Origin of the sequence: Streptomyces actinomycinicus (assembly GCF_016741775.1) — a bacterium.
Classification (GTDB): Bacteria; Actinomycetota; Actinomycetes; order Streptomycetales; family Streptomycetaceae; genus Streptomyces; species Streptomyces actinomycinicus.
The window spans coordinates 384,641-400,597 of the sequence record NZ_JAERRK010000004.1 but is presented as its reverse complement, the minus strand read 5'-3'; the positions used below and the strand labels follow the sequence as shown (position 1 = coordinate 400,597).

General features: G+C 74.6%; 18 protein-coding genes. 12 read left to right on the top strand and 6 right to left on the bottom strand.

Translation table 11 applies throughout. From position 1 onward, the window contains the following. Nucleotides 1-302 precede the first annotated feature (302 nt). The 3 genes from JK359_RS11175 to JK359_RS11165 all read right to left on the bottom strand — a co-directional run bounded on the left by JK359_RS11175 (nt 303) and on the right by JK359_RS11165 (nt 2,176). On the bottom strand, nt 303-764 hold the full coding sequence (locus JK359_RS11175; RefSeq protein WP_201834467.1) for an ANTAR domain-containing protein: 462 nt from the start codon (nt 762-764) through the stop codon (nt 303-305). A 312-nt stretch (nt 765-1,076) separates the two neighbouring features. Continuing rightward, nucleotides 1,077-1,511, bottom strand: a complete 435-nt coding sequence (locus JK359_RS11170) for a DUF2267 domain-containing protein (RefSeq protein ID WP_201834465.1) — start codon at nt 1,509-1,511, stop codon at nt 1,077-1,079. Between the two features lie 173 nt (nt 1,512-1,684). After that, nucleotides 1,685-2,176 (bottom strand): DUF1360 domain-containing protein, encoded by a 492-nt coding sequence (locus JK359_RS11165; RefSeq protein ID WP_201834463.1) that lies wholly within the window; start codon nt 2,174-2,176, stop codon nt 1,685-1,687. A gap of 286 nt (nt 2,177-2,462) precedes the next feature. Between JK359_RS11165 and JK359_RS11160 the strand changes: the two genes are divergently transcribed. The 12 genes from JK359_RS11160 to hypE all read left to right on the top strand — a co-directional run bounded on the left by JK359_RS11160 (nt 2,463) and on the right by hypE (nt 15,093). Next, nucleotides 2,463-3,764, top strand: a complete 1,302-nt coding sequence (locus JK359_RS11160) for an FAD-dependent oxidoreductase (RefSeq protein ID WP_201834461.1) — start codon at nt 2,463-2,465, stop codon at nt 3,762-3,764. 329 nt (nt 3,765-4,093) lie between these two features. Further along, nucleotides 4,094-5,329 carry a PP2C family protein-serine/threonine phosphatase gene (locus JK359_RS11155; RefSeq protein ID WP_201834459.1) on the top strand — a complete coding sequence of 412 codons (1,236 nt, stop codon included), beginning with the start codon at nt 4,094-4,096 and terminating at the stop codon, nt 5,327-5,329. A gap of 139 nt (nt 5,330-5,468) precedes the next feature. Then, nucleotides 5,469-5,900: a nuclear transport factor 2 family protein gene (locus tag JK359_RS11150; RefSeq protein ID WP_201834457.1), complete on the top strand. Its 432-nt coding sequence runs from the start codon at nt 5,469-5,471 to the stop codon at nt 5,898-5,900. A 152-nt stretch (nt 5,901-6,052) separates the two neighbouring features. Next, a complete protein-coding gene (locus JK359_RS11145; protein ID WP_201834455.1) occupies nt 6,053-6,580 on the top strand; it encodes a hypothetical protein in 528 nt (175 codons plus the stop codon). A 72-nt stretch (nt 6,581-6,652) separates the two neighbouring features. Further along, nucleotides 6,653-7,021 carry a hypothetical protein gene (locus JK359_RS11140; protein WP_201834454.1) on the top strand — a complete coding sequence of 123 codons (369 nt, stop codon included), beginning with the start codon at nt 6,653-6,655 and terminating at the stop codon, nt 7,019-7,021. Nucleotides 7,022-7,087: 66 nt separating this feature from the next. After that, nucleotides 7,088-8,797, top strand: coding sequence for a hydrogenase maturation protein (locus tag JK359_RS11135; protein WP_201834452.1), 1,710 nt, complete (start codon nt 7,088-7,090; stop codon nt 8,795-8,797). Continuing rightward, a complete protein-coding gene (locus JK359_RS11130) occupies nt 8,794-9,375 on the top strand; it encodes a hydrogenase maturation protease (RefSeq protein WP_201834450.1) in 582 nt (193 codons plus the stop codon). Before JK359_RS11135 ends, JK359_RS11130 begins: the two co-directional genes overlap by 4 nt. Before the next feature lie 58 nt (nt 9,376-9,433). Continuing rightward, on the top strand, nt 9,434-10,162 hold the full coding sequence (gene hypB / locus JK359_RS11125) for a hydrogenase nickel incorporation protein HypB (RefSeq protein WP_201834448.1): 729 nt from the start codon (nt 9,434-9,436) through the stop codon (nt 10,160-10,162). Continuing rightward, nucleotides 10,159-12,588: a carbamoyltransferase HypF gene (hypF, locus tag JK359_RS11120; protein ID WP_201834446.1), complete on the top strand. Its 2,430-nt coding sequence runs from the start codon at nt 10,159-10,161 to the stop codon at nt 12,586-12,588. Before hypB ends, hypF begins: the two co-directional genes overlap by 4 nt. Nucleotides 12,589-12,591: 3 nt before the next feature. Then, nucleotides 12,592-12,882: a HypC/HybG/HupF family hydrogenase formation chaperone gene (locus JK359_RS11115; protein WP_201834444.1), complete on the top strand. Its 291-nt coding sequence runs from the start codon at nt 12,592-12,594 to the stop codon at nt 12,880-12,882. Further along, nucleotides 12,879-14,021 (top strand): hydrogenase formation protein HypD, encoded by a 1,143-nt coding sequence (gene hypD, locus JK359_RS11110; protein WP_201834443.1) that lies wholly within the window; start codon nt 12,879-12,881, stop codon nt 14,019-14,021. The genes JK359_RS11115 and hypD overlap by 4 nt, the downstream gene beginning before the upstream one ends. Further along, nucleotides 14,014-15,093, top strand: a complete 1,080-nt coding sequence (gene hypE / locus JK359_RS11105) for a hydrogenase expression/formation protein HypE (RefSeq protein WP_307788056.1) — start codon at nt 14,014-14,016, stop codon at nt 15,091-15,093. The genes hypD and hypE overlap by 8 nt, the downstream gene beginning before the upstream one ends. A 72-nt stretch (nt 15,094-15,165) precedes the next feature. On the opposite strand, the gene hypA is transcribed toward hypE, so the two are convergent. From hypA to JK359_RS11090, 3 genes are read right to left on the bottom strand one after another with little or no spacing between them, the layout of a single operon-like run. Then, the gene (hypA, locus tag JK359_RS11100) at nt 15,166-15,522 is read right to left on the bottom strand and encodes a hydrogenase maturation nickel metallochaperone HypA (RefSeq protein WP_201834441.1); all 357 of its coding nucleotides are present in this window, start codon (nt 15,520-15,522) and stop codon (nt 15,166-15,168) included. Between the two features lie 7 nt (nt 15,523-15,529). Next, nucleotides 15,530-15,721, bottom strand: coding sequence for a hypothetical protein (locus JK359_RS11095; RefSeq protein WP_236677684.1), 192 nt, complete (start codon nt 15,719-15,721; stop codon nt 15,530-15,532). A 20-nt stretch (nt 15,722-15,741) separates the two neighbouring features. Beyond that, complete coding sequence (locus JK359_RS11090) at nt 15,742-15,948, bottom strand: hypothetical protein (RefSeq protein WP_201834439.1); 207 nt, start codon at nt 15,946-15,948, stop codon at nt 15,742-15,744. Nucleotides 15,949-15,957 lie beyond the last annotated feature (9 nt).

The following is a 15,957-nucleotide window of genomic DNA, read 5'->3' as shown; positions in this document are numbered from 1 at the left end:
CCGATCCGGTCTCCTCTCGACCGGGACCGGCTGACGACCGGTCACCTTCACTGCACCGTAAGCGCAGGGCGGCGAAGGAGCGCGCCGAAGTCACCCGCATGTGACTCGACCGCCGACCGCCGTGCCGGTGCGAGGTGTCTGCCGGAGCTCTGCGAGGGGTCTGCGAAGGGTTTGCGAGGGGTCACAGAACCTTCACCGGCGGCGCGGGTGGACGCGCCACGACGTGGGCACTCGGCGGACGTCCTCGGCAAGGAGGGGGGAGCCTCCAGTGATCATCATCGCGCTGTTGCTGCTTCCGGTGCTCAGCGCCGTGCTGTACGGGCTCGACCAGGTCGAGGACCGCTGGGTGCTGCGGCCCCCGGCGACCCGTCGCCACCGTCACCGCCGTCGGGCGCGGGCAGGCCGTCACTGAGCGCGGCGGGCGTCCCGCGGTACCGGCGGTAGCGGGCGATCGCCTTGGCCAGCTCGGCCCGCACGGGCTCGGGAAGCGGCCCGCCCTGGGCGTAGGCCAGGACGTGCTCGGCGACCGTCCGCAGTTTGACGTTCGTCCGCTGCGAGACGTCCCGGAGCGCACGCCAGGCCTCTTCCGGGGCCAGCCGCCCGAGGACGACGACGGCACCGATGGCCTGGTCGATCACGGCGTGCGAGGACACGGCCCGTTGCAACTGATCGTTCTCCTGCTGCAACCGGTCGCTCTGCGCCGCCAGGTCGGTGGCCGAGAGCAGGGTCAGCGGTTCCTGCCGGGAGAGGGCGAAGAAGGCCATGGAGCACCTTTTCGGAGTGGGGGGCTTCAGCAGTACGCCTGCCCACGGTGAGCGCACGCACACGAAGTGAACCCACTAGCCCTGAGCCATGCGCGCTCGCCCCGTCCCGGGCCATGCGTGCTCGCCCTGCCCTGAGTCAGGCCTGGGCCGCCCCCGGTTACGCCTGCCCGCCCGGGTTCGCGCCTGGGCCGCTGTCGGTCATGTCGGGCCGCCCCGGTCACGCCTGGCCTGCCCCGGTCGCAAGCAGTCCGGCGCGGCGCGCCTGGGAAACTCCTCGCCCCTGCTCGGCCGGTCCCTCGGTGTGGCCCAAGATCAGCCGGCTCCCTCGTTCTCCCCGGTCGCGCGGCCCACCGGCAGCAGCTCGCGGATGTCCGACGGCAGAGCCAGGGCCATCCGTTCGGTCAGTTCCGGGGCGAGCGCGGCATCCAGCACCTCCAGTACGGCGGCGGCGTCCCGCAACGCCCGGTCCTCATTGGTGCCGGCCCGGGCGGCGATGCGCCCGGCGAAGGCGGTGAGCCCGAACCGTTCGCCCGCGGTTCCGGAGTCCGGCGAGCCGGACGCGTCGGCCGCCTCCCGCATGGCCGCGGCCATGTCGGGCGGCAGCTGTGCGGCCACGTGCCGGGCCAGCCCGGCCGGAAGCCGTTCGGACAGCGTGCACACGACCGCGTGCGCGGCCCGCTCGGCGGTGCCCCGGTCCGGCAGCTGGGCCAGGGCCTGCACCTTTCCGATCATCTCGTCGTGCCGCATGAGGCCGGTCCCTTCCGCGAAGTGCTGACGGTTCACCCGTCCCCGCGAACCTGGGGGCTGCCACCGAGTACCCCGCCCCCGCGCCCGGTCACCGGCGCCAGCCCCGCGCCAGTGACCCGTGCAGCCCCGCCGGTAACCCGTGCAGCCCAGGCGCGGCCAGGCACCCGAGCGGTTCAGTTCTCGGCCTGCTGCTGGGTCAGCGTCCAGGCGTACTGCAGCCAGTCCGCCACGGTGAGCGCGCCGAACCCGCCGGACACCAGCCGGGTGAACCGGGGTGCCGCCGCGTAGGAGCACATGAGGGCCCCGGCGGCCCAGGCGGCGATGCAGAACGGGCAGGAGACCAGATCGCCGACCGCCAGCCGGAGCCCGGTGCCCCGGGGTTCGTCCGTGACCTCGCTCGCCTCGCCGTCCTCCGCGCGGTGCGTGAACGGCGCCCGGAGGAAGCTGGTGATCTTGTCCTTGGCCAGCAGCCGCGACGCCTTGTAGGTCGCCGCCCCCAGCAGCACCACGTCCCAGGGCGGCACTTCGCGGGGCAGCCTCACGCCGCGCCGCCGGGCGAGCAGCGCGAAGCCGCCCGCGCCCGCCGCGAAGACGGAGGCGAGCGCGGCGTAGCCCCCGAGCGGTACGTCGCCCCGGTCGTCGTAGCGTGCGGCATCCGTCGTCATGAGACCTCCCAGACCTCCCCGGTGCGTGCTCGGCCCTGTGCCGGGCGCCCGACGAGTTCCCTCCTGGACGGCGGCGACACGCCGCACCGGCTGTCGCACCGACCGTCCGAGCCCGCACGCGCCGCGGACGCGCACATCGCCGCCGCGTGGGCACCCCGCGCCTGAAACCGCCGCTCGGACACGGGATCCGGGGCAGCCCGAAACGGACACGTGATGCGGGCAGCCCGAAGGAGTACACTATTCATCGCCTGATGAATTTACGCTCTCGCCGAGAAGGCGGACCGCCATGGAAAAGACCACATGCTGTGTCGTGGGGGGCGGCCCGGCGGGCATGGTGCTCGCCCTGCTGCTGGCCCGGGCCGGGATCGCGGTGACGGTCCTGGAGAAACACGCCGACTTCCTGCGGGACTTCCGCGGCGACACGGTCCACCCGTCCACCCTGGCCCTGCTGGACGACCTGGGGCTGGCCGAGCGCTTCGCCCGGCTGCCGCAGCGCAGGGTCCGCACCATCCAGCTGCCGCTGGGCGCCGGCCGCTCCCCGGTCACCGTCGCGGACCTCTCCGTGCTGCGCGGCCCCTACGACTACGTGGCGATGGTGCCCCAGTGGGACCTGCTGGACCTGCTCGCCGACGAGGCCCGCCGCGAGCCGTGCTTCCGGCTCCGGATGAACACGGAAGCGACCTCCTTCCTGGTCGAGTCGGGCCGGGTCGCCGGGGTGCGCTACCGCACCGCCGACGGCCGCACCGGCGAGCTGCGCGCCGTCCTCACCGTCGCCTGCGACGGACGCGGCTCACTGGCCCGCTCCCGGCCGGAACTGGCCCTGCACCGCTTCGCCTGCCCGATGGACGCCTGGTGGTTCCGCCTGCCCCGGCACGAAGGCGACCCGTCCGGGCTCTACGGCGGCGCCGGCGACGGCTTCCTGACGGCGATGATCGACCGGGGCGACTACTGGCAGTGCGCCGCGCTCATCCCCAAGGGCACCGACGCCGAGCGCCGCGCCGCCGGCCTGGACGCCTTCCGCACGGCCTTCGCCTGCGCCGTCCCCTGGATCGCCGGCCGCATGCCCGCGCTGCGCTCGTGGGACGACGTCAAGCTCCTCGACGTGCACCTGGACCGCCTGCGCCGCTGGCACCGCCCCGGTCTGCTGTGCATCGGCGACGCCGCGCACGCCATGTCCCCGGTCTTCGGCATCGGGATCAACCTCGCGGTGCAGGACGCCGTGGCCACCGCACGGTGCCTGGCCGGGCCGCTGGGCCGCGAGACCGTGCGGCTGCGCGACGTGCGCCGGGTGCAGCGCCGCCGCCGTCCCACCACGGTCGCCACGCAGGCGCTCCAGCGGGCCGCCCACGCTCGCTTCATCGCCCCGGTCCTGCGGGGCCGGCCGCCCCTCGGCAGCGCGGAGCGGGCCCGCCGGGCGGCGGGCCTGGTCGCGGGTTCACCCTGGCTGCGCAGGCTTCCCGCGTACTTCGTCGCGTACGGCGCGCTCCGGGAGCGACCCCCGGCCGGGGCGGTCCGGCGCCGGGCACCGGACACGCCCGGCAGGGCCGGCCCTCGCAAGGCGTCCGGTACGGCAGCCGGCCCCTCCTGAACCCCTGGTGCGGCGGGGGTCCGGGGCCTCCGGTGGACGGCCGTCCTTCCTGGGCCTCCGGCACGGCGGCGGTCCTTTGGAGGCGGCCGGTACGGCCGGCCGCACCGGAGCGCCGGCGGTCCTGTGCCCGGCACCACGCGCCGGCACGGCCGAGGACGAGTTCGCGCAGGCCCAGCGGGACGGTCTGACGGCCGCGGAGACCGCGGAGCGGGTGCGGGCGGCCGGCCGGGAGGCGGTCGGGGTGCGCACGCACCGGCGTCCTGCCCCAGGCGGACGGGCTTGACGTGAGCATGGTGAGGTAGTCGGCGGTCACCGTTTATGGTGGGGACGTGGCGAATTGGCACCAGCCCTTTCGACCGCCGGCGGTGGACACCGCCGGCGGCGGCATATCCGCCCCGGACCTCCGCAAGCCCGTGGGCGTGGCCGAGCTGCGCGCGGCGGCGTCGGCGATCGGTACGACGCTCGACGAGGGCACGACCTGCCTGGAGCTGACCCGTGCGGCGGTGGCACAGGCGGGCGGCGCGGCGGCGGTACTGCCCGCCGGTCGCGCGGTGGGCTCGGGGTACGAGGCCGTCAGCGGCAACCCGTGTCTGCTCCCCGAAGCCGGGCAGGCCGGGGTCGTGGTGTGCGGGTCCGGGGAGCCGGCCGAGGGCGGGGCCGTCTCCTGGAGCCCCGGCGGCGGCCGGACCGCGCTGTCCGTGCCGCTGGTCACCGGCAGCCACTCCTACGGCACGCTGGTGTGCGCCCGCGCCGAGGCGCCGTTCACCCGCGCCGAGGCGGACCACATGGCGTTCCTCGCCGAACGAGCCGCCTCCCACATCCGGCACGCCCGTGAGCACGACGCGGTGAGCAGCATCGTCGGCAAGCTGCAGCGGGCCCTGCTCGCCGAACCGGGCCGGCCGCACCCGAACCTGGACGTGGCCATCCGCTATCTGCCCGTCGGACAGAGTTCGCTGGTCGGCGGTGACTGGTGCGAGACCGTCCGGCTGCACTTCGGCCGTACGCTGCTGGTCGTCGGTGACGTCATGGGGCACGGCCTGGAAGCCGCCGTCGACATGACGGCCTACCGCTCGTCCCTGCGGTACATCGCCTCCGCCGACCTGCCCCCGCACCGGGTGCTGCGCCAGCTCGACGAGATGGCGTCCGGGGAGCCGGACCGCAGGCCCGCCACCTGTCTCCTGGCCCGGCTCGACCCCAACCGCGGCCAGGTCACGCTGGCGAGCGCCGGCCACCTGCCGCCGGTCGTGATCGACGGCGAGGGGCGTGCCTCGCTGCTGCCCGTGCCGGTCGGCCCGCCCCTCGGCACCGGACTGGGCGGCTACGAGCCGGCCACCTACCGGCTGGCCCCCGGCCAGACGCTGATGCTGTTCACCGACGGACTCGTCGAACACCGTGGCGAGGACATCGACCAGTCCCTGGACAGGCTGACCGGCGTCGGCTTCGGGACCGCTTCCGGCGTGGAGCAGGTCCTCGACACGGTGGTCGCCCGGCTGGACGTCCAGCAGGCGGAGGACGACGTCGCCGTACTGGCCGCCCGGATCCGCGACCGCCGCACGCAGGACTGAGCACCGGCCCGCTCCCGCGCCCGCCCGGAGGAGGCCTGCCACCCCGCCGTTCGGCGAAACCGCCACCGGTACCGCGCCGCCGTGGTGAAGTGGTGTTCCCGCGTGACCGTGCCTTGTGACCGTGCCTCGGGAGGCCGTCGTGTCCAGATCACCGCAGGAGATCTTCCAGAGCCACGTCCACGCCGGAATCCTGACCCGCGACGCCGACGCCCTCGCCGAGAACTTCACCGAGGGCGGCGTCCTCGAGGCGCCGCTCCTGCCCGCGGGCGCCGCCCTGCCGCAGCGGATGGAGGGGCGCGAGGAGATCCGCAGGGCCATGGCCGCGTACTGCGAGCGCAACGCACGGGACACCAGGGCGCCCAATGCGCAGAAGTCCGGTTACGTCCTGCACACCACCGCCGATCCCGACGTGTTCACCGTCGAGACCGACGCGGTCTTCGACGCAGCCGGAGACGGCGACGGGACCGGGACCGGGACGGACGAGACGATCTCGCTGGTGCAGATCTTCCGCGTCCGCGACGGGAAGATCGCCCGGCTGCGCGACTACTTCGCGCCACGGTGGGGGAACTGACGCGGCCGGACGGCGCTGATCCGGTGACCGCCGACCCCGTGGGTGGGTCACGTCACATATGACCTGTTTCGCACCCCCTCCCGGCCGTGCCCCGCCCCGGGCTACCGTGGCGTGCATCCCCTGTTCCCCAGCGCACCTCGGACGGCCCGGCTGTGCTCACTGATCTGTCCCCCCTGATAGCCGCGACGGCACGCTGGCTCACCGTCGCCTACCCGCCGAGCGGCGGCGCGCTGGCCTTGGCGCTGTGCGAGGCGCAGGCCCGGCAGGCCGTCACGGTCGCCGCCGCGCTGCGGTACCCCACCGACATCGACGCGGCCCTGGTCAGCATGGCCGGCCCGGGCGGCGCGGCCCGCCTGGACTGGATCACCGGCGCCGAGACGACCGACGGCCACCCGGCCGAGGAATGGGCCTGGCGCACCTGGGTCGACGAGGTCGTGGCCAGCTGGGCCGCCGTACTGCTCACCGACGCCGAGCTGGCCGGGACGGCCGTCGCCGCACTCACCGAGGGCGAGCACACCACGGCGACGGCGGCCGAGTTCCGGCGCCTGCTCACCCCGGACGCCGGCGACCGCCGTGCCGCGGCCCTGCTCCGCCACCCCGACCTGCTGGCCCCGGTGGCCGAACTCCACCACGGCCAGCTCCTCGACCGCCTCGCCCCCGAACGTCCCCTGGCGGCCTGACACCGCCGACGCCGTACGCCTGGCCGTGGGTACGGCCGGGGGCGTCCGCCCGCCGCGGGGAAAGGCTGGGCCATGACCTTCAAGAACCCCGTCCACCGCGGTGGTGCCCACCGCGGCCGGTTCGAGCAGTTCGCCGAGTACGCCTCCAACTTCACCAGCTCGCCGCTGTTCTTCCTGTTCTGCCTGCTGCTCGTCGGCTTCTTCCTCGGTGCCCACGTCGCCCACCTGGACCTGGAACTGCTGCTGCTCGCGGGCGAGTCCATGACGGCGGTCACCCTGCTCCTGCTGGCCCTGCTGAAGAACGCCGAGATGCGCGCCGAGCACGCCATCCAGCGCAAGCTCGACGCGATCGCCGCGGCCCTGCTGGAGGCGCACAAGGACGAGCGGTCCCGGGCCTTCGACGATCTGCGCAATGCGATCCGGATGGAGGAAGAGACCTGACCGAGGCGGGCGAAACGCCGCGGAGGTTCTTCACGGCACCCCGTACGAGGACGACGATGCCATGTCATGAACATTCTGCTCGTCGCCAGTGCGTTCAACAGCCTCTCCCAGCGCCTGTACGCGGAACTGTCCGACCACGGGCACCAGGTGGACGTCGTACTCGCCACGCACGGCCCCGACCCGGTCCGCGCGGCCGTGCACGAGCTGCGGCCGGACCTGATCGTCGCACCGATGCTCAGAACGGCCGTGCCGGACGACGTGTGGCAGCAGCACACCTGCCTGATCGTCCACCCCGGGCCGCCCGGTGACCGCGGCCCCTCCTCACTGGACTGGGCCATCGCCGGACAGGCCCCGCACTGGGGCGTGACCGTGCTCCAGGCCGAGGCGGCGATGGACGCGGGCGCGATCTGGGCGGCCGAGCCGTTCCCCGTGCCACCCGCCGGCAAGAGCGACCTCTACCGCAACGAGGCCTCCGACGCCGCCGTCACCGCCGTCCTGACGGCCGTACGCCGCTTCGCCGAAGGCTCTCACAAGCCCCTCGCGCAGACCGACGAGTCGGTCACCGTCGTCTGGCGCGACTTCTTCCGCCAGGAACGGCGGCGGATCGACTGGGACCACGACGACACCGAGACGGTCCTGCGCAAGCTGCGCGGCGCCGACTCACAGCCGGGCGTCCTCGACGAACTCCTCGGACTCGAGGTCTTCCTGCACGGCGGTCACCCCGAGGACCGGCTGCACGGCCGGCCCGGCGCTCTGCTGGCCCAACGAGCGGGCGCCGTCTGCCGGGCCACCCGGGACGGCGCGGTCTGGATCCCGGAACTGCGGCCCCGCAAGAACTCCGGCGACCCGGCGCCCTTCCGCCGGCCGGCCACCTCGGTGCTCGCCGCCCACCAGCCCGGCCTCACCCTCCCGGACGACCCCGCCCCGCTGGAACTCCCGCCCGGCCGGCGCACCTGGACCGACATCCGCTACCGGCAGCACGGCGACGTCGGCTTCCTCACCTTCGCCTTCCCGGGAGGCGCGATGAGCACCGGCCAGTGCCGCCGGCTGCTCGCCGCCTACGAGCACGCCCTCACCCGGCCCACCCGTGTCCTCGTCCTCGGCGGGATGCGCGACTTCTTCTCCAACGGCATCCACCTCAACGTGATCGAAGCGGCTCCCGACCCGGCCCAGGAGTCCTGGACCAACCTCAACGCCATCGACGACCTCGTGGAGGCCGTGCTGCGCACCACCGACCGGCTCGTGGTGGCCGCCCTCGCCGGCAACGCGGCGGCCGGCGGCGCCATGCTCGCCCTCGCCGCCGACCAGGTCTGGTGCCGCACCGGCGCCGTCCTCAACCCGCACTACCGGCGCATGGGCCTGTACGGCTCGGAGTTCTGGACCTACACCCTGCCCCGCCGCGTCGGCCCGGACCACGCCCACCGGCTGACCACCGAGGCGCTGCCGGTCAGCGCCGCCTCCGCCGAACGGCTCGGCCTCGTGGACCGGCTCGTGCCGGCGCCCCCGCAGGAGTTCGCGGCCGAGGTGGAACGGCTGGCGGCCGGACTCGCCGCCGCGCCCGGCCTGGACCGGCGGATCGAAGCCAAGGCGGCCGCCCGCGCGGCAGACGAACGGCGACGCCCCCTCAGCGCGTACCGGCAGGCCGAACTGGACCGCATGCACGCCCTCTTCTTCGACCCCGACGCCTCCTACCACGCCCTGCGCGCGGCCTTCGTCCGCAAGACCCCGGCCGGCTCCACCCGGCCCCTCACCGCACCCGCCGGTGACGCCCGGTGACGCCGCGGCTGCTGGTGGCGGGCATCGGCAACATCTTCCTCGGCGACGACTCCTTCGGCCCCGAAGTGATCCGCGCCCTGGAAGACCGCCCGCTGCCGACCGAGGTGCGCGTCCACGACTACGGCATCCGGGGCTTCGACCTCGCCTACGACCTGCTGGGCGGCTACGCCACCGCGGTCCTCGTCGACGCCGCGCCGCGCGGCCGGCTCCCCGGCACCCTCACCCTGCTCGAAGCCGGGCCTCCCGACGGCACCGCCCCGCCCGAGGCGCACGGCATGGACCCGGTGAAAGTGCTGGCACTGGCCGCACACCTGGGCGACGAGCCCCTGCCCCGCGTCCTCGTCCTGGCCTGCGAGCCCGGAGTGCTGCCGGAGCGCGAGGACGAACTGCTGCCCGGTCTCAGCGCACCGGTGCAGGAGGCCGTCGAGCGGGCCGTGGACGCGCTGCACACGCTCGTCCCGGTCCTGCTGGCGGATCCGGCCGCGCCGGCACCGGCGTTGGGCCGCCCGGTGGAATCCGCACAGCCACGTGCGGCTGCGCTGCCCGGCCTGACGACCGGCGCGGCCGAAGATCGGTGACACCCCGGGCCGCGGGACGCGGCCCGGGCTCCGCCGCCGACCCAGAGGAGCTGCGCCCATGTGCCGGTCCGACGTCCAGCAGGCCGTCCTGGCGAAGAACGACGGCCTGGCCGCCGCCCTGCGCGCCGACCTCGCCCAGCAGGGCATGAGCATGGTCAACCTGCTGTCCAGCCCCGGCAGCGGCAAGACCGAACTGCTCGGCCGGGTGCTGGCCCGCGCACGGGAGCGGGGCGTGCCGGCCGCCGCGCTGACCGCGGACCTGGCGACCGAGAACGACGCCGTCCGGCTGGCCCGGTCCGGCCTGCCCGTGAAGCAGCTGCTCACCGACGGCCTGTGCCATCTGGAGGCGCGCCAGGTCCGCGCCCGGCTGACCGACTGGCTGCCCCCGGACACCTCCGTGCTGTTCGTGGAGAACGTCGGCAACCTGGTCTGCCCGGCGGCGTACGACCTCGGGGAAACCCTGCGGATCGTGCTGATGGCGGTCACCGAGGGCGAGGACAAGCCGCTGAAGTACCCGACCGCGTTCGGCTCCGCCCACCTGGTCGTGATCACCAAGACGGACCTCGCCGGTCCGGCCGGCTTCGACGAGAGCCTCTTCCACGAGTACGTGCACCGGGTCAACCCGGGCGTGGAGATCGTACGGTCCTGCGCCCGGACCGGCGCCGGCGTCGGCACCCTGCTCGACCGCGCCCTCGCCGCCCGCGACGGACTCACCCTGCACCGTCCGCCGCTCGCCCCGCACCCGCACGGCCATCACCACGACACCCTCTCCGCCCCCGCCTCGTGACCGCGCCCGCCACCGGCCCGGTCCGCCGCCGGATCACCGTGCGCGGCACGGTGCAGGGGGTCGGCTTCCGGCCCTACGTGCACCGCCTGGCCGCCGGCCTGGCGCTGGCCGGGTTCGTCGGCAACACCGCGGACGGCGTCCTCATCGAGGTGGAGGGGCCCGCCGAGGAGGTGGACCGGTTCGCCGGCCGGCTGACCGAGCAGCCGCCCCCGCTGGCCACCGTCACCGGCGTCGGCTGCGAGGACATCGCCGCCACCGGCGCCACCGGCCCCTTCGCCATCCGGCCCAGCGAGCACACCCCCGGACGCACCCAGCTGCCCCCCGACACCGCCACCTGTACCGACTGCCTGCGCGAACTCGCCGACCCCGGCGACCGCCGGCACCGGCACCCGTTCGTCACCTGCACCCACTGCGGCCCCCGCTTCACCATCGCCACCGGCATGCCGTACGACCGGCCGGCCACCACCATGGCCGGCTTCCCGATGTGCCCCGCCTGCGCCCGCGAGTACGGCGACCCGGCCGACCGCCGCTTCCACGCCCAGCCCGTCGCCTGCCCCGACTGCGGCCCGCGCCTCACCCTGGTCCCGGCCGACGGCCTCGGCGTCCGGCCGGCCCGGGACGCGGAGGCGCTCGCCACGGCCCGGGCGCTCCTCGCCGCCGGGCGGATCGTCGCCGTGAAGGGCGTCGGCGGCTACCACCTGGCCTGCGACGCCACGGACGCCCGCGCCGTCGCCACCCTGCGCCGCCGCAAGGAGCGCGGCGGCAAGGCCTTCGCGGTGATGTGCGCCGACCTCGCCACGGCGGAGCGCATCGCGGTGCTCTCCGCCGCCGAACGGGCCGCGCTCACCAGCACCCGCCGCCCCATCGTCCTGCTGCGCCGGCGCACCCCCGCGGCCGGCCCCGGCCCGGCCGACGAGGTCTGCCCGGGCAGCCCGCACCTGGGCGTACTGCTGCCCTACACCCCCGTGCACACCCTGCTGTTCGGCCTGCCCGGCGATCCCCCCGGCCCCAGGATGCTGGTGATGACCAGCGGAAACCGCTCGGGCGAGCCCATCGTCACCGATGACGGCGAGGCGCTGATCCGGCTGGCCGGACTCGCCGACGCCTGGCTCGCCCACGACCGGCCCATCGCCTCCCCGTGCGACGACTCCCTGCTGCGCGTCCGCCCCGACGGCACCGAACAGGTCCTGCGGCGCTCCCGCGGCTACGTCCCGCGCCCCCTGCGCCTCCCGCTGCCGGTCCGCCCCACGCTCGCCGTCGGCGGCGACCTGAAGAACGCCCCGTGCCTGGGGGAGGACGACCACGCCTGGTTCGGTCCGCACATCGGCGACATGGGTGACCTGGCCGCCGTCGAGGCCGCCGAGCGTGCCGAACGGCACCTCACCCGCCTCACCCACGTCACCCCGGCCCTGGTCGCCGCCGACCGGCACCCCGGCTACCACTCGACGCGCTGGGCCCACGGGCGCGCCGCCCGGCTCGGCCCGCACCCCCCGCGGCTGGTCCAGCACCACCACGCGCACATCGCCGCGGCCATGGCCGAACACGGCCTCGACGGCACCACCCCGGTGATCGGCGTCGCCTTCGACGGCACCGGATACGGCGACGACGGCACGGTGTGGGGCGGCGAGGTCCTGCTCGCCGACTACACCGGCTACCGGCGCTACGCCCGCCTGGCCCCCGCCCCGTTGCCCGGCGGCGACGCGGGCGTGGCCAACCCCTGCCGGCTGGCCCTGGCCCGGCTGTGGGCGGCGGGACTGCCGTGGGAACCGGACCTGCCGAGCGTCAGGGCGTGCACGACGACCGAACTCTCCGTGCTGCGGCAGCAGCTGACGCGCCAGGTGGCCTGCGTGCCGACCTCCAGCATGGGCCGGCTCTTCGACGCGGTGTCGTCCCTCGCGGGGCTGTGCCAGCGCACCGGGTACGAGGCGCAGGCGGCGATGGAGCTGGAGGCGGCGGCACTGGAGGCCAGGGACGCGGACAGGATGGCGTACCCGGTCGCCCTCGCCAGGTCCCCCGGCCGCCGGGGACCGCTCCCGGGCCGCCGGCAGCCCGGCGGGCGCAGCCCGGCGGGCGGATGGGGGCCGGCGGGCGGCTGGGAGATGAACCCGGCGCCCACCCTCCGCGCACTCCTGCACGACCGGGCCCGCCGCACCCCCGTCCCCGTCGTGGCCGCCCGCTTCCACCGGGCCATGGCCCGCGCGGTGGCGCACCTCTGCCGCCGGGCCCGGGCGGAGACCGGCCTGACCACCGTCGCCCTCACCGGCGGCGTCTTCGCCAACACGCTGCTGGAGGAGGAGACCGCCGCGCTGCTCGGCACGGCCGGCTTCACGGTCCTGCGGCACGGCGAAGTACCCCCGAACGACGGCGGTCTGGCACTCGGCCAGCTGATGGTCGCGGGAACAGCAGTCAACGACGAGACGGAGTGACCCATGTGTCTGGCAGTGCCCGGCAAGGTCGTGTCCATCGACCATCGTGCCGACCCCCTCACCGGGCTGATCGACTTCGGCGGCGTGCGCAAACAGGCCTGTCTGGAATACCTGCCCGACGTCCGGGTGGGGGAGTACGTCATCGTGCACGTCGGCTTCGCCCTGCAGCGCCTGGACGAGCAGTCGGCACGGGCGTCCCTGGAGCTGTTCGGGCAGCTGGGGTTGCTGGAGGAGGAGTTCGGCGACGCCTGGGAGCAGGCGGAGCGGCAGGAGAGCGGGAGTGAGGTCCGGTGAAGTACATCGACGAGTTCAACGACCCCGAGCTGGCCCGCCGGCTGCTGGACGAGATCCGGGCCACGGCCACCCGGCCCTGGGCCCTGATGGAGGTCTGCGGCGGCCAGACGCACTCCATCATCCGCCACGGCATCGACCAGCTCCTGCCTGAACAGGTGGAGTTGATCCACGGACCGGGCTGCCCGGTGTGTGTGACGCCGCTCGACGTCATCGACAAGGCCCTGGCGATCGCCGCCCGCCCCGACGTGATCTTCTGTTCCTTCGGGGACATGCTGCGCGTGCCCGGCACCGACCGGGACCTGTTCCGGGTCAAGGGCGAGGGCGGCGACGTACGGGTCGTCTACTCGCCGCTGGACGCGCTGGACCTGGCCCGCAAGCACCCCGGCAGGCAGGTGGTCTTCTTCGCCATCGGCTTCGAGACGACCGCCCCGGCCAACGCCATGGCCGTCCACCAGGCCCGGCGCCTCGGCGTGGACAACTTCAGCCTGCTGGTCTCCCACGTCCGGGTCCCGCCGGCGATCGAGGCCATCATGACGGCCCCCGCCTGCCGGGTGCAGGGTTTCCTCGCCGCGGGGCACGTGTGCAGCGTGATGGGCACCGCCGAGTACCCGGACCTCGCCGAGAAGCACCGCGTCCCGGTCGTCGTCACCGGCTTCGAACCGCTCGACATCCTCGAAGGCATCCGCCGTGCCGTCCACCAGCTCGAGCGCGGCGAGCACCGGGTGGAGAACGCCTACACCCGCGCCGTACGCGACCAGGGCAACCCGGCCGCCGTGCGCATGATCGAGGAGGTCTTCGAGGTCACCGACCGCAACTGGCGCGGCATCGGCCGCATCCCGGCCAGCGGCTGGCGGCTGACCGACGCCTTCCGCGCGTACGACGCCGAACACCGCTTCGACGTCACCGGGATCCGCACCGAGGAACCCGCCGTGTGCCGGGCCGGCGAGGTCCTGCAGGGACTGATCAAACCCACCGAGTGCGGGGCGTTCGGCACGTCCTGCACCCCGCGCACCCCGCTCGGGGCCACGATGGTCTCCAGCGAGGGTGCCTGCGCCGCCTACTACCTGTACCGCCGGATGAACGCCCCGGCAGCCCAGGGATCCCGGATCCCGCAGGAGGAGATGAACCCCGTTGGCTGACCTCTTCACTCCGGACGCGGCCCCCGTCGACCCGGCGAACTGGACCTGCCCCGCCCCCCTGCGCGACCAGCCCGTCGTGGTCCTGGGCCACGGCGGGGGCGGCGCCCTGTCGGCGGAACTGGTCGAGCAGGTCTTCGCGCCCGCCTACGGCAACGCCACCCTGGCGGCCCTCACCGACTCCGCCGTGCTCCACCTCGGCGGCGCCCGGCTGGCCTTCTCCACCGACTCCTACGTCGTACGCCCGCTGTTCTTCCCCGGCGGCAGTCTCGGCGACCTCGCCGTCAACGGCACCGTCAACGACCTGGCGATGAGCGGGGCCCGGCCCGCGTTCCTGTCCACCGCCTTCATCCTGGAGGAGGGCGTGGAACTGGCCGTCGTGGACCGCGTGGCACGCGCCCTCGGCGCCGCGGCCGAGGCGGCGGGCGTCACCGTGGCCACCGGCGACACCAAGGTGGTCGAGTCCGGGCACGGCGACGGCGTCTACGTCACCACGGCCGGCGTCGGTCTCGTCCCCGAAGGAGTCGACATCCGCCCGCAGCGTGCCCGGCCGGGCGACGCGGTCATCGTCAGCGGCCCCATCGGCCTGCACGGCGTGGCCGTCCTGAGCGTGCGGGAGGGCCTGGAGTTCGGCGTCGGGATCACCTCCGACACCGCGCCCCTGGCGGACCTGGTGGCGGCCATGCTGGCCGTCACCCGGGACATCCACGTGCTGCGCGACCCCACCCGGGGCGGCCTCGGCGCGTCCCTGAACGAGATCGCCCGCGCCTCCGGCACGGGGGTACTGCTGCGGGAGCGGGCCTTGCCCGTTCCCGAGGAGGTCGCGAACGCCTGTGGCTTCCTCGGTCTCGACCCCCTCTACGTCGCGAACGAGGGCCGGCTCGTCGCCTTCGTGCCCCCGCAGCACGCCGAGGCCGTCCTCGCGGCCATGCGGGCACATCCGCAGGGCGCGGGTGCCACGCTGATCGGGGAATGCGTCGCGGACCACCCGGGCATGGTCGTCGTCGCCACCGGCCTCGGCGGCACCCGGGTGCTGGACCTGCCGCTGGGCGAGCAACTGCCCCGCATCTGCTGAGCCGTCCCCCGAGCCGCCCGATGCCCTGGGCCCCCGCCGTCAGACGGGGCCCAGGGCATCGAGCGGGGGGCATCAAGCCGGGGCCGCGGCCGGTTCGACCCCTGTGATCTCCAACTCCCGCCCGCTGCGCAGCTCCTGCGAGGGCCGGTCGCAGCGCGGGCACCAGAAGAACGGCGGCATGCCGACCGCGAACTCCTCGGCGCACCCGGTGCACCAGGCCAGGGCGGTCACCTGCTCCACGACCAGCCGCGCCCCGGCGAGCGCCGTGCCGTCGCGGACCACCTCGAAGGCGAAGTGCAGCGCGTCCGGCACCACACCCGCCAGCTCGCCGACCCGGACGGTCACCGACGAGACTCCGTCGGCGCCGTCGGCCCGGGCGATCTCACCGGCCTGTTCCACGATCGCGGTCGCGATCGACAGTTCGTGCACGCCGGCCTCACGGATACCGGTGGCCGGCGCGCAGCCCACCGGTCATCCGGTAGATCCGCAGCTCGCGCACGATCCCCGGGAACTCCTTGACGAGCAGCGCCGTGGCCAGGCTGCCGACGAGGGCGGCCTGGGCCATGAGCAGCCGGCGTCCGGACATCCCGGCCCGCCTGGCCCTGCGCCTTCTCATGACGATGTGCATCGCGGTCACTTCCTGCCCTCTCATCCCGGTGAGATGTTCGGCATGTCCTTGATCAGGGCGTCATGCCGTTTCCAGTGGATACCGGTGGAGCGGCGCGCGTCGGAGCTGCCGTCCTTGTGGTGTCCGGTCTGGTGCTTGTACGGGCCCCTGTTGCCCTGGTGCAGTCCGCGCACGTGGCTGGGCGTGTCGGGCTTGGCCTGGGGCCGGCCCACTCGGATGCTGCCCATGTCGGATCT